This window comes from Serratia sp. 1D1416 (assembly GCF_003641105.1).
Lineage (GTDB): Bacteria > Pseudomonadota > Gammaproteobacteria > Enterobacterales > Enterobacteriaceae > Serratia > Serratia ficaria.
In genome coordinates this window covers 4235619-4249257 of record NZ_CP032738.1, presented here as the reverse complement: position 1 = coordinate 4249257, position 13639 = coordinate 4235619, and the positions used below count along the sequence as shown (strand labels likewise).

9 protein-coding genes are annotated in these 13639 nt (G+C 63.0%); 5 read left to right on the top strand and 4 right to left on the bottom strand.

Annotated features, from left to right (window positions below):
• Positions 1 to 7: 7 nt before the first annotated feature.
• The gene (locus D7I37_RS20525) at positions 8 to 1237 is read right to left on the bottom strand and encodes an SfnB family sulfur acquisition oxidoreductase (RefSeq protein WP_061795257.1); all 1230 of its coding nucleotides are present in this window, start codon (positions 1235 to 1237) and stop codon (positions 8 to 10) included.
• 399 nt (positions 1238 to 1636) lie between these two features.
• Between D7I37_RS20525 and D7I37_RS20520 the strand changes: the two genes are divergently transcribed.
• Positions 1637 to 2242, top strand: coding sequence for a nitroreductase family protein (locus D7I37_RS20520; RefSeq protein ID WP_061795258.1), 606 nt, complete (start codon positions 1637 to 1639; stop codon positions 2240 to 2242).
• A 202-nt stretch (positions 2243 to 2444) separates the two neighbouring features.
• Here the strand turns inward: D7I37_RS20520 and D7I37_RS20515 are convergent, their stop codons facing one another.
• Positions 2445 to 3335 carry a DMT family transporter gene (locus D7I37_RS20515; RefSeq protein ID WP_095097614.1) on the bottom strand — a complete coding sequence of 297 codons (891 nt, stop codon included), beginning with the start codon at positions 3333 to 3335 and terminating at the stop codon, positions 2445 to 2447.
• Positions 3336 to 3456: 121 nt separating this feature from the next.
• Here D7I37_RS20515 and D7I37_RS20510 point away from each other — a divergent pair, with 121 nt between their 5' ends.
• Positions 3457 to 4026, top strand: a complete 570-nt coding sequence (locus D7I37_RS20510; protein ID WP_129544261.1) for a helix-turn-helix domain-containing protein — start codon at positions 3457 to 3459, stop codon at positions 4024 to 4026.
• Positions 4027 to 4168: 142 nt separating this feature from the next.
• Positions 4169 to 6109 (top strand): DUF3857 domain-containing protein, encoded by a 1941-nt coding sequence (locus D7I37_RS20505; RefSeq protein WP_129544260.1) that lies wholly within the window; start codon positions 4169 to 4171, stop codon positions 6107 to 6109.
• A gap of 51 nt (positions 6110 to 6160) precedes the next feature.
• Here D7I37_RS20505 and ggt read toward each other — a convergent pair whose 3' ends face one another.
• Both ggt and D7I37_RS20495 read right to left on the bottom strand, forming a co-directional pair.
• Positions 6161 to 7843: a gamma-glutamyltransferase gene (ggt, locus tag D7I37_RS20500; RefSeq protein WP_061795260.1), complete on the bottom strand. Its 1683-nt coding sequence runs from the start codon at positions 7841 to 7843 to the stop codon at positions 6161 to 6163.
• A gap of 167 nt (positions 7844 to 8010) precedes the next feature.
• A complete protein-coding gene (locus tag D7I37_RS20495; protein WP_061795261.1) occupies positions 8011 to 9060 on the bottom strand; it encodes a type II asparaginase in 1050 nt (349 codons plus the stop codon).
• Between the two features lie 282 nt (positions 9061 to 9342).
• Here D7I37_RS20495 and D7I37_RS20490 point away from each other — a divergent pair, with 282 nt between their 5' ends.
• On the top strand, positions 9343 to 10485 hold the full coding sequence (locus tag D7I37_RS20490; RefSeq protein ID WP_129544259.1) for an efflux RND transporter periplasmic adaptor subunit: 1143 nt from the start codon (positions 9343 to 9345) through the stop codon (positions 10483 to 10485).
• Between the two features lies 1 nt (position 10486).
• Positions 10487 to 13639: an efflux RND transporter permease subunit gene (locus D7I37_RS20485; protein WP_129544258.1), complete on the top strand. Its 3153-nt coding sequence runs from the start codon at positions 10487 to 10489 to the stop codon at positions 13637 to 13639.

Genomic DNA, 13639 nt, shown 5'->3' with positions numbered 1-13639 from the left:
GGCTCCTTTAAATCCACGAGTGGCGCGCCGGGAAGCGCCCGTTGAGGTAGTAATCGCCAATGGCGTGATATTTCCAGCGCACCGGGTCGTGCAGGGTGTGAGTGCGAGCGTTGCGCCAGTGGCGGTCGAGGCCGTGCTCCGCCAGGGTGGCGCGGCTGCCGGACCATTCGAACAGCTTTTCGCTGGCCAGCAGCGCCACTTCGGTGGTCAGCACCTTGGCTTCGGCCACCGCGATCGACGCCGCGGCGGCGCTCTCGGCGGTGACCGGCCGGCGGTCGACCTGGTCCAGCGTACCGGCCGCGCGCTTCAGCAGGGCGTTGGCGGCGCTCAGCTCGATGCTCAGGCGGCCGACGTCGGCCAGGATGTAGGGATCATCGGCGTTGCGCTCGACCCCGGCGTCTACCCAGGGGCGCGACCGCTCGCGAATGAACTGCGCCGCCTCATCCAGCGCGCCCTGGGCGATGCCGGCATCGATGGCGGCCTGAATCAGCTGCGAGACCGCGCCCTGAATGGTCGGTTTGTCGCTTAATGGCTGCAGCGGAATGACGTTGTCGGCATCGACCGGCACCGCGCGCAGGCGCACCGTGCCGCTGGCGGTGGTGCGCTGGCCGATGCCCGACCAGTCGTCGACAATCTCCAGGCCGGCGGCCGGGCGCGGGATCAACGCCAGCACCGGCTGCTGCCGATCGTCCAGGGCCTTGGCCGCGACGATATGCGCGAACAGCGCGCCGGTGGAATAGAACTTGTCGCCGGTGAAACGCAGGCCGTCGGCGGTCTGGCGCAGGCGGCTGTGCATGTCCAGCGTATGCTTGCTGTTTTTCTCCGGGCCGCCGTTGCCGATGCGTTGGCCGGCCAGCACCGCGGCGAAGATGCGCCGTTTTTGTTCTTCGTTGCCGGCGTCGCGGATCAGTTGGATCAGGCCGAAATGGTTTTGCGGGATCTGGCCCAGCGCCGGGTCGACGGCGGAAATCAGCCGAAACACCTCGGCGAGGGTGACAAAGGACAGCCCGGGGCCGCCATATTCGCGCGGGATGGAAATGCCGCCGAGGCCGGACTGGCTAAACAGCGCCAGTTCCTGCAGCGGATATTGCCGTTGCCGATCGCGCAGCGCGGCGTGAGGCGCGGCGGCGATAGCCACCTGACGCGCCGCCGCCAGCGCCTGTTGATCATCGGCGATCGGGCGGGCCAATTCATCGGTGGGTACAGCGCACGGTTCGGGCGCAACGAATACGGCCATAACGAATTCCTCAATATGACGGACAGCGATAAAGAGCGCGCCGCATTGAGCGTAGCGCTATGAAATATAATTAAAATTTAAATCGGTTCTGCGGTGGGGTACCCGTCGATAATAATAATTTGCGCGCGGAAGTGTAAAGCGGTGGCTTATTATAAATAGTGCCTTGCTTAGCGATTAATTAGCTTAAGGATTACAACGGGTTCGCCTTTAGCCGGCGGGGGGATCGATGCCGGCTCATGCGGCGGCTAAGGGTGAAATCGCCCGGCGACGGATCCGCGCCGGGCGGCGCCGATAGTCGGCGCCCAGCTCAGGCTGACGCAGGCCACGGGCGAATAAGCGCTGGACAGCGTCGCCGCGATGGCGACAATAGGGCAATCAAGCCGAGACAAGGACAAATAAATGAATACCTTAGAAGCAATTCAGCAGCGCCGGGCCACCAAACAGTTCGATGCGCAGCACCGCATGACGCTGGAAGAAAAAAAAGCGCTGTTGGGCATTGCGCTGCAGGCCGCGCCGAGCGCGTTTAACCTGCAGCACTGGCGCCCCCTGTTGATCGAGGATCGCGCCCAGCGTGAAAAAATCCGCGAGGCGGCGTGGGGCCAGGCGCAGGTCACCGACGCCTCGATGCTGGTCGTGCTGTGCGGCGATCTGACCAGTTGGCAATCGCAGGTGAAAAACGTCTGGGGCGCAGCGGCGCAGCCGGTACAGCAGTTTATGTTCCCGGCTATCGATCGGTATTACAGGGACAAGCCGCAGGTGCAGCGCGACGAAGTGATGCGCAGCAGCGGCATCTTCGCGCAAACCCTGATGCTGGCGGCCAAGGCGCAGGGCTATGATTCCTGCCCGATGGACGGTTTTGATTTCGATGCGGTGGGTACCATCATCAACCAGCCGGATCACTACCAGATCGCGCTGATGGTGGCGATTGGCAAAAGCCTGAGCCCGCCTTACCCGCGTATCGGCAAACTGCCGGTCGATGACATCGTGAAAATCGATCGTTTCTGAGAAATAATGCGGCGGGGGATGGTGAATCGCCATCCCCCGCGCTATTAACGACGCACAGCTCGTTCCAGTAACTGAAACGTATGCGCCGCTTCAGGCGATCATTCCACATAATTCCCCCTCTCAAACGCTGCCTCAATAAATAACATCACCTCAGGCCGTAAGGCGAATACCTTATTTTGCATTGCTTGCCCGTAAAGCGGGATTAACCGGCTTTATCGGCCCGCATGGCGGGGAGCGGCAGCCGCCAGCCGAAGTTCATGCCCGCCGCGGCGCCCAGTATCGCCGCGGTCCCGAGCATCTGCAGCAGGCTGAGGCGGTGGGCGAATACCGCCCAGTCGACGACGATCGCCACCGCCGGATAAATGAACGACAGGGCGCCGACCAGGCTGGTGGGGATTTTCTGGATGGCGCTATACAGCAGAAACGACATCAGCCCGGTATGCACCAGGCCCAGGGTCGCCAGCAATAGCCAGTCGCGGGGCGCCGCCGGGGCCTGGACGCCGGCGAACGGCGCCAACAGCAGCGCGCCCACGCTGAGCTGAATCAACACCAGCAGCTGCGGCGGCAGGTTTTTCAGCTGTTTGACGATCGCGGCGGCGACGGCATACATCAGGGCCGCCCCCAGCGCCATCAGTACGCCCAGCAGATAGTCGGGGCCGGCGCCGGCGGAATGGCCGGTGACGATCAGGACCATGCCGCCAAACGCCAGCAGCAGCCAGCCGAGCCGATTCGCCGTCAGGCGTTCGCCGAACAACAACGCGCCCAGGCCGACCAACATAAACGGCTGCAGGTGATAGGTCACGGTCGCCACGGCGATGGACGCGTGGGCGTATGCGGCGAACAGCAGCGTCCAGTTCAGCACCAGCGCCAGGCCGCCCAGCATGGCGATGCCCAGTTGCCTGCCGCTCAGCGCGCCGCGCTTAAGCAGGCCCAGCAGCGCGCATACCGCCAGCATCGCCAGTGCGCCAAACGCGCAGCGCCAAAACACCACCGTCACCGCCGGCATTCCCAGCGCGACGACCGGCCAGCCGACGGTGCCCGAGATCGTCATCGCGAGGATCATTTGCCCGGTGCCGCCGATTTTTATCCGCATGTTTCCATCCTATTCATCCCTTGTGCAATCTGAGTAATTCATTAAAATGAACAATCGAACATTATGATGAACAGATACGAGTTTGTTTGTCAAACCGAACAATCGACCGATATGGTGAACAATGAGCAATGACCTTTCGCATAATCAGACGCCCATCGGCCTGCTGTCGAGCGCCATTCGCCGCGAGCGGGAACGCCTGAACCTGTCGCTGACGGAGCTGGCCAAACGCGCCGGCATCGCCAAGTCGACACTTTCACAGCTGGAAACCGGCAGCGGCAATCCCGGCCTGGAAACCCTGTGGGCGTTGGCGATGGCGCTGGACGTGCCGGTCAGCCGGTTGATTGCGCAGCCGCGTCAGCATGTGCAGGTGATCCGCGCCGATGAAGGGGTCGCTGCGGTGTCCGAACGGGCCGATTACGCCGCCACCTTGCTGGCGACCTGCCCGCCGGGAGCCCAGCGCGATATTTACCGGCTGCGGGTACAGCCGGGCGAGCCGCACCTTTCGCGCTCGCATATGCCGGGCACGATAGAGCATGTGATCCTCTGCAGCGGCAGGGCGCGGCTGGGTCCGGCCGATCGGGCCTTCGAGCTGGCGGCGGGCGATTACATCAGTTATTCGGCCGACTGCGAGCACATTTTTGAGGCGCTGGAGGCGGACACCACCGCCGTGATGCTGATTGAGCAAGGGTGAGCTCGATATTGATTTGATGAATCACCGGCGTTGACCATACGTTTATTGAAAATGATTCTCAGTTATATTAGTGTGCCTGCCTGTTTGGCGGCGGCCTCAAGGGGGCTCGCCGTCCCGCTTTAACGACCTTCAAGGATTGAAGATGAAAATCGCCATCCCCCCTCTACTGCTGCTCGCCGGCCTGACGGCGGCGCAACCCGCCACGCTGCTGGCCGCCGAGGTCGCCATACCCGCCGATCGCGGCGCGCAGCAAGACGCGGCCAGCAACGACTTCAGCTACCTGCGTTACCGCGCCGATTATCAGGTGCTGGCCAACGCGCACAGCGTGAAGACCGAAAGCTATGAAATCCTGCTGAAGACCAAGGCGGCGATCGAAAAGTTCGGCCAGATCCGCCTGGGTTACAGCGAAAAAATGGAGACGCTGGAGGTGGTGTCGGCCTATACGCTCACCGCCGACGGCCAGCGCCACGACGTTGCGCCGGATCGCATCTACACCCAGGAGAGCTACTCCAGCGCCTCGGCGCCGCTGTACGCCGATCGCAAGGTGCGGGTCATCGTGTTTTCCAACCTGGCGCCGGGCGCGCGCATCGTCTATCAGGTGCGCCAAACGCAAAAGGTACCGTATTTCCCCGGCTACTTCGGCCTGTGGGAAACCTTCAGCGTATTCGATCAGTTTGAAGACGCCGAAGTCAGCCTGCAGGCGCCGGCCAAGCTGCCGATGAATATTTTCACCCGCGGGGTGAAGGGCGGCGACCAACCGCAGATCCGCGACGGGCAGGCGCACTGGCGCTGGCAGTATCAGCGCAGCGTGCCGATGAAAGCGCAGAATTGGGCGGCGGGCAGCTGGACCTTCAGCCCAACCATCATGGCCAGCACCTACCGCGAATGGCCGCAGTTAGCCAAGGCCTATCAGTTGAAGGCCAGCCAGGCGGCGAAGGTGACGCCGGGCGTGCAGGCGCTGGCGGATCGGATCACCGCCGGCGTGACCGACCGTCGCGAGCAGGCGGCGGCGATTTATCGTTGGGTGGCGCAAAATATTCGTTATGTGGCGGTGTATCTGGGCAACGGCGGGCTGGAACCGAATTCGGCGCAAAGCATTCTCGACAACCATTACGGCGACTGCAAGGACCATGTGGTGCTGCTGGAAGCGCTGTTGGCCGCCAAGGGGATCGAAAGTTCACCGGTGCTGATCGGCATGGACGAAGGCCCGATCTTGCCGAAGGTGCCGCTGCTGGGGCGCTTTAACCATGCCATTACCTATCTGCCGGAATTCAAGCTGTATCTGGACTCGACCAACCCCTGGGCGCGCTTCGGCCAGTTGCCGGCGGGCGATCTGGGCGCGCCGGTGCTGCTGACGCGCGAAGCCCGGCTGGCGCGCACCCCAAGCAACGACGAGCTGCGCAATCGAAACGCCCTCAGCGTTGATTTCGTGTTCGATAAGGCCGGCAATATGCGCGGTCAAACCGAACGCCGGCTGAGCGAGGTGGAGGAGATCGATCTGCGCGGTTATTTCTCGCAGCTCAACCAGCAAAACCGCGCGCGGGCCGAGGAGTCCATTATGACGTCCTCCGGCATCGACGGCCGCGGGCAGGTGGCGATGCACGGCGATCCGCTGGATCTTGACAAGCCGTTTGGCTTCAGCTTCCGCTTCAAGGCCGACGACTATGTCGATTTTGGCGTGGTGGGCGGCATGCGGGTGCCCAATCCGCCCGGCGGCAAGTCTTTCCGCACGCTTTATACCTCGACCGCCGCGCCGAGTAACGAAACGCCGTTCTATTGCGATGCGCAACGCTATGATGAAACCTACCGCCTGCAGCTGCCGGCCGACGTGCCGATTATCGCCATGCCCAAAGGGCAGCGGTTCCGCAATGCGGCGGGCGATTATCGGGTGGAATGGCGGCGCGACGGCCAACAGGTGATCGTCAACCACCGGCTGCAAATGAACGCCGTTCGCGGCAAGGATGCGCTGTGCCAGCCGCAGGACTATCCGGCGTTCCGCGAGCTGTTCCAGCAGGTGCGGCGCGGGTTCCGCGGGCAGCTGGTGTATGGCGAGTTAGCCAACGCGGTGGTGAGCCCCAAGTAATCCGCAGAACAGCGCGGCCCGGCGTTGCCGTCCGGGCCGCGGTCTGACGCGTTACTTCGGTTCTTTCTGCACCACCAGCCCCACGCCGCGGCCGCGCGGATCCGCGGCGGTTTCCGGCGTGCGTCCCTCGACGCGGATAACCTGAATGTCCCCCATATTCCAGCCCTGATCTTCCAGCACATAGCCCATGGCTTTCAGCTGGTCGGCCACTTTGCCGCGCAGGGGGGCGAAGCCGTCATAGAAGAGGGTGTCTTTCGGCAGCAGCTGATGATGCACGCGCTGGGCCGCCACCGCCTGCTTCAAGGGCAGATGGTAATCGTAGATGTTGTTTATCACCTGGAAAATCGAGGTGAATATGCGCGAGCCGCCCGGCGTGCCGATCACCAGGCTGACCTCGCCGTCGCGGGTGATGATGGTCGGGCTCATCGACGAGAGCATGCGCTTGCCGGGCGCGATGGCGTTGGCGTCGCTGCCCACCACGCCAAAGGCGTTGGCTACGCCCGGCTTGGCGCTGAAGTCGTCCATTTCGTCATTCAGCAGGAATCCGGCGCCCTTGACCACCACGCCGCTGCCGAAGTCCCAATTGAGGGTATAGGTATTGCTGACCGCGTTGCCGGCGGCGTCGACGATCGAGAAGTGGGTGGTCTGGTGCGTTTCCAGTCCGGGGCGGACCTTCTCGGTCGGGGAGATCGCCGTCGGATTGATCTCGGCGGCGCGTTTTTTCAGGTAGTCGGGGGCGATCAGCTGCGCTTCGGGCACCTTGGCAAAGTCCGGATCGCCGAGGTAATCGGCGCGATCGGCAAATACCCGCTTTTCTATTTCCGCCAGCAGGTGGATATAGCGCGCCGAGTTCAGCTCCACGCCGTTGAAATCGGCGGCGCGATCTTCCTTAATGCCCAGCAGCTGCGCCAACGCAATACCGCCGGAGCTCGGCAGCGGGGCGGTATAGAGGGTGTTGCCGCGCCAGCTGATCTGCATCGGCTGGCGCCATTTCACCCGGTAATCGTTCAAGTCCTGTTGGGTGATCAGGCCGCCGTCGCGCTGCATCTGCGCCACCAGCAGCCTGGCGGTGTCCCCCCGATAAAAGTCTTCGGCGCCTTTGTTGGCGATGCGTTCGAGGGTTTTGGCCAGCTCCGGCTGTTTGAACACCGAGCCGGGTTTCATGCTGCCGAAGTAGTCGCCAAAGTTGGTTTTGCCGGCGAACAGCTTGTTGGCGTCCTCGCGGTATTGGTATTGCTGATCGGCCACCTTAAAGCCTTGTCGCGCATAGCCGATGGCCGGGGTCAGCAGTTCGGGCCACGGCAGCTTGCCGAAGCGCCGATGCGCTTCCCACAGCCCCAGCACGGTGCCGGGCACCCCGGCGGCGCGGCTGCCGACCAGGCTGAGATTTTCAATCACTTCGCCTTTCTCGTTCAGGTACATGGTTTTGCCGGCGGCTTTCGGGGCGACCTCGCGGTAGTCGAGGAAGTAGGGTTTGCCGTCGACGTACAGCGTCATGAAACCGCCGCCGCCGATATTGCCGGCCTCCGGATAGGTGACCGCCAGGGTGAAGGCGACGGCGACCGCCGCGTCGACCGCGTTGCCGCCGGCCTGCAGCGTTTGCGCGGCGACCTTGGCCGCGTATTCATCGGGAGCGGCGACCGCGCCGGCGGTCAGGTCGGCGGCGCAGGCGGCGGGAACGGCGCAGGCGAGCGCCACGCTCAGAGCTATCGTTTTCAATAAGCCAACAGACATAGAAGATCCTTTCAGCGTTATTCAATTATCAGGTGAATTAAACTAATTATTTTTAAACAGAGGCTTAGCGCTTTTTCGGCGCTTTATTGAAGGTAGCAGCGGTCAGGCGGCGACGCCTGACCAAGATAAGGAACCGTGACCTGAAGCGTTAAACCGGGTTGGCCGCATCAGTAGGCGTGGAAGTAGTCCTGGATCACCTGCGGATTGTGGGTTTTGGTCAGCGCCAGCATCAGCAGAATGCGCGCCTTGGCGGGGTTGAGCGAGTCGGAAACCAGGCCGGGCTGGCCGGCGTCTTCCGGCACGATGCCGCCGCCGGTGCGGCTGGCGCGCACCACGGTGACGCCGGCCTTTTCGGCCTTTTTGATGCCGGCCGAACTGCGTACCGAAACCGATCCGGCGCCGGTGCCGGCGTAGACAATGCCGTCGACCTTATGGGCGATGGCGGCGTCATACATGTACTCCGGATCGTCCTGATAGCCGTAAATGATGTCGACCTTCGGCAGGGCGCTGAGGTTGCGCACGTCGAACACCGAGCGTTGGGTGTGGATCTTGTCCACCCGGGTTTCGAAATACGGCTTGCCGCCGACGATCGCGCCCAGATAGCCTTCTTCCGGCGCTTTGAAGGTGTCCAGGGTGGTGGCGTTGGTTTTGCTGGTGAAGCGCGCGGAGCCGATGCGATCGTTCAGCACCACCATGACGCCGCGCCCGGCGGCGCGCTTGTCGGCCGCCACGGTAACGGCATCCAGCAGGTTCATCGGGCCGTCGGCGCTGATGGCGGTGGCCGGGCGCATGGCGGCGGTGAACACCACCGGCTTGTCGCTTTTCACCGTCAGGTTAAGGAAGTACGGCGACTCGTCGAGGGTATCCGTCCCGTGGGTGATCACCACGCCATCGACATCGTCGCGCGCCAGCAGCGCGTTGACCCGCTTCGACAGCGTGAGCAATATCTCGCTGGTCATGTTCTCGCTGCCGATATTGGCGATTTGCTCGCCGTCCACCCGCGCGATTTTCTGCATTTCCGGCACCGCGGCGATCAGCGTATCCACCCCCAGCGCGCCGGCCTGGTAGCCGGTGGTTTGCGTATTGGAGGCGGCGGAGCCGGCGATGGTACCGCCGGTAGCCAGGATCACGATGTGCGGCCGTTCCCCGGCGGCGTTCGCCGCGCCGGCAATGCCGAGTATGACGATGATAAATGCCGTTCTGATATGGTGAAGCATAAGCGTAACCCCTGATTAATAAGCCAAATAAGCAGGAGAGCTCAAAGCAAGAAGGGTGCCAGTTCGTTTATCGGCGGCGCTAGGGCCGCAGAAGGCGTGGCCGGGCGGGTTTTGCACCTGATGCGGGAACGGCCCGCACCAAAATGAGTCCGCGATCAGCGCTGTGGCGCCAATCCCTGGCGCTGCGACCGACTTTTACGGGATCCTTACGCAACCCTTTCAGACTAAAAACGCCGCATTCGATATATTGAGAATAGTCATTCTCAATAGGATAGATAGTCAATGCAGAGAAAAACGATTTTTCTTGTCAGCCTGTCATTATTGCTGGCCGCCTGCGATGGGCAAAGCGGCGGCGCGCCTGCGGGAGCGGGCGGCGAGCAGGAAGTGGGGGTGGTCACGCTTCACGGTCAGCCGGTGACCCTGAGCAGCGAACTGACCGGCCGGGTTAACGCCACCATGACTTCCGACGTGCGGCCGCAGGTTGACGGCATCATCAAACGGCGGTTGTTTACCGAAGGCGCCGAGGTTAAGGCCGGCCAGGTGCTGTATCAAATCGATCCCGCCACCTATCAGGCCAGCTACGATCAGGCCGCCGCCCAGTTGAAAAACGCCCAGGCGACGGTGAAATCCGCGCGCCTGAAGGCGCAACGCTACGCGGCGCTGGTCAAGGAGAATGGCGTATCCAGGCAGGATGCGGACGACGCGCAGGCCAGCTACCTGGAGGCGACGGCCTCGGTGGCGCAGTATCAGGCGGCGCTCGAGTCGTCGCGCATCAACCTCGAATACACCCGGGTGCGCGCGCCGATCTCCGGCCGCATCGGTATTTCTTCGGTGACGCCGGGCGCGCTGGTGACCGCTAGCCAGACCGACGCGCTGGCCACCATTCGCGCGCTGGATCCGATTTACGTCGATCTGACCCAGTCCAGCGCGCAGTTGCTTAAGCTGCGGCGCCAGCAGGCGTCGCTGCAGCATGCGGAATCGACCCCGGTGGCCATCAAGCTGGAGGACGGCACTCCCTATGGGCACGACGGCAGGCTGGAACTGACCGAGGTGTCGGTCGACGAATCCACCGGCTCGGTGACGTTGCGTGCGGTGTTCCCCAACCCGGAGCATGAACTGCTGCCGGGCATGTACGTGCACGCCAAGGTAGACAACGGCGTCGATCCGCAGGCCATTCTGGCGCCGCAGCAGGGCATTACGCGCAACGCCAAGGGCGAAGCCACCGCACTGGTGGTGGACGCGCAAAACAAGGTTGCGCAGCGCACCGTGACCGCCGAACGGACGATCGGCAGCCGCTGGCTGATCGGCAGCGGGCTGAAAGAGGGCGATCGGCTGATCGTCGAGGGCACCAACAAGGTGGCCGCCGGCGTGGCGGTCAAACCGGTGGAAGTGCAAACCGGCAACGCCCAGAGCGGGGTGCAGTAATATGGCGCAGTTCTTTATCCGGCGGCCGGTGTTCGCCTGGGTGATCGCCATCATCATCATGCTGTGCGGCCTGATGTCGATCAACTCGCTGCCGATCTCGCAGTATCCCGACGTTTCGCCGCCGCAGATTTCCATTGCCGCCACCTATCCGGGCGCCGATGCCGAAACGCTGGAAAACAGCGTCACCCAGGTGATTGAGCAGCAGTTGACCGGGCTGGATGGCCTGCTGTATTTCTCTTCGACCAGCAGCTCCGACGGCTCGGTGAGCATTAAGGTCACCTTCGATCAGGGCACCGATCCGGACATCGCCCAGGTGCAGGTGCAGAACAAGGTGCAGCAGGCGGAAAGCCGCCTGCCGAGCGAGGTGACCGCGCAAGGGGTGACGGTCAAGAAATCCCAGAACAGCTTTCTGCTGATCGTCGGCCTGTATGATGAAACCGACAAGGCGACGATGGCCGACATCTCCGATTACCTGGTGAGCAACCTGCAGGATCCGCTGTCGCGCATCGAGGGCGTCGGCGACGTGCAGGTGTTCGGTTCGGAATACGCCATGCGCATCTGGCTGAACCCCACCAGGCTGGCGTCTTATTCGCTGATGCCCTCCGACGTGGAGACGGCGATCGAGGCGCAAAACACCCAGGTGTCCGCCGGCAAGGTCGGTGATTTGCCGTCCGGCGCCGATCAGCAACTGACCGCCACCGTGAAGGCGCAGTCGCGCCTGCAAACGCCGGAGCAGTTCCGCAACATCGTGCTGAAAAGCGACAGCAGCGGGGCGCTGGTGCGGCTGGGCGACGTGGCGCGGGTTGAGCTGGGCAACGAGGATTACTCGTCCAGCGCCCGGCTGAACGGCCATCCGGCCTCGGGCATAGCGGTCAAGCTGGCCGCCGGGGCCAACGCGCTCAATACCGCCAAGCTGGTGAAGGCCAAGGTGGCGGAGTATCAGGCCTCGATGCCCAACGGCTACAAGGTGGCCTACCCGAAAGACAGCACCGACTTTATCAACATCTCGATCGAAGAGGTGGTGAAAACGTTGTTCGAGGCGGTGGTGCTGGTGGTGATCGTGATGTTCGTTTTCCTGCAGAACCTGCGCACCACGCTGATCCCGACCATTACGGTGCCGGTGGTGTTGCTCGGCACTTTTGGCGTGCTGGCCGCCTTCGGTTATTCGATCAACACCCTGACGCTGTTCGGCATGGTGCTGGCGATCGGCCTGTTGGTGGATGACGCCATCGTGGTGGTGGAGAACGTCGAGCGCGTGATGCGCGAAGAGCGGCTGCCGCCGCGCGAGGCGACCGAAAAGTCGATGAAAGAGATCACCGGCGCGCTGGTCGGCATCGCCATGGTGCTGTCGGCGGTGTTTCTGCCGATGGCGTTCTTCGGCGGCTCCACCGGCGTTATCTACCGTCAGTTTTCGGTCACCATCGTTTCCTCGATGGTGCTGTCGGTGGTGCTGGCGCTGACCCTGGCGCCGGCGCTGTGCGCCACGTTGCTGAAGCCGGCGCATGAGGCGTTGACCGACAAGGGGCCGCTCGGCCGGTTCAACCGCGGCTATGATCGCCTGCAGGAGAAGTACGCCGACAAGGTCGGCCGGGTGATCCACCGCCCAACGCGTTATCTGCTGATTTACGGGCTGCTGTTGATCGCCGCCGCGGTGATGTATATGCGGTTGCCGACCGGCTTCCTGCCCAACGAAGATCAGGGCGTGGTGATGGTGCAGTACACGCTGCCGGCCGGGGCCACCAACGCGCGCACCTCGGCGGTCAGCGACGCGGTGAAGGAGTATTTCCTCAACGAGGAAAAAGCCAACGTCAACACCATCTTCACCATTAACGGCTTCGGCTTCAGCGGCAGCGGACAAAACGCCGGCATGGCCTTCGTCAGCCTCAAGGACTGGAGCCAGCGCAGCGGCGGCGAAAATACCGCCGACGCCATCGCCAAGCGCGCCATGGCGCACTTCGCCGGCATCCGCGACGCACAGGTATTCTCCATGAGCCCGCCGGCGATCGACGGCTTCGGCCAGTCCGACGGCTTTACCTTCGAACTGCAGGCCAAAGGGGGCACCACCCGGGCGGAACTGCAGACGATGCGCGATCAAATCATCGCCGCCGCCGGCAAAAATCCCGCGCTGCTTGCGGTGCGGGCCAATACCTTGCCGGACACGCCGCAGCTGCAGGTGGACATTGATAACGACAAACTGCAGGCGCTCGGCCTGGGCGCCGCAGACGTCAACAGCACCCTCAGCAGTTCGTTCGGCAGCACCTACATCAATGACTTTATCGACCGCAACCGGGTGAAGAAAGTCTATATGCAGGGCGACGTGGAGTTTCGTTCCAAACCGGAAGATCTCGATAAGTGGTTCGTGCGCGGCACCAACGCGTCCGGCGCCAGCAGCATGACGCCGTTCTCGGCCTTTGCCTCCTCGCACTGGATCTACGGGCCGGAAAACCTGTCGCGCTATAACGGGCTGTCGTCCTTCGAGATCACCGGCCAGGGTGCGCCGGGCACCAGCTCCGGCACCGCGATGACCGAGATCGAAAAGCTGGCGGCCAAGTTTTCGGCCAACAGCAGCTATTCCTGGAGCGGGCTTTCCTATCAGGAACGGTTGACCAGCGGCCAGGCGGCTTCGCTGTACGCCATCTCGCTGATCGTGGTGTTCCTGTGCCTGGCGGCGTTGTATGAGAGCTGGTCGATCCCGTTCGCGGTGATGTTGGTGGTGCCGATGGGCGTGGTGGGATCGCTGCTGGCGATCACCCTGCGCGGCCTGGAAAACGACATCTACTTCCAGGTGGCGCTGCTGACCATCATCGGATTGTCGGCGAAGAACGCCATTCTGATCGTCGAGTTTGCCGAAGAGATGCATCAGCGCGGTGAAACGCCGATCGCCGCGGCGATCCACGCTTCGCGCATGCGTCTGCGGCCGATCCTGATGACCTCGCTGGCGTTTACCGCCGGGGTGTTGCCGCTGGCGGTCTCCAGCGGCGCCGGCGCCAACAGCCGCATCGCCATCGGCACCGGCATCATCGGCGGCACGATAACCGCCACCGCGTTGGCTATCTTCTTTGTGCCGCTGTTCTATGTGCTGGTGCGCCGCATGTTTACCCGCAAGCCCGCCGCCAAACAGCCCGCAAGCTCCCAACCGCAGGCAGGAGAATAA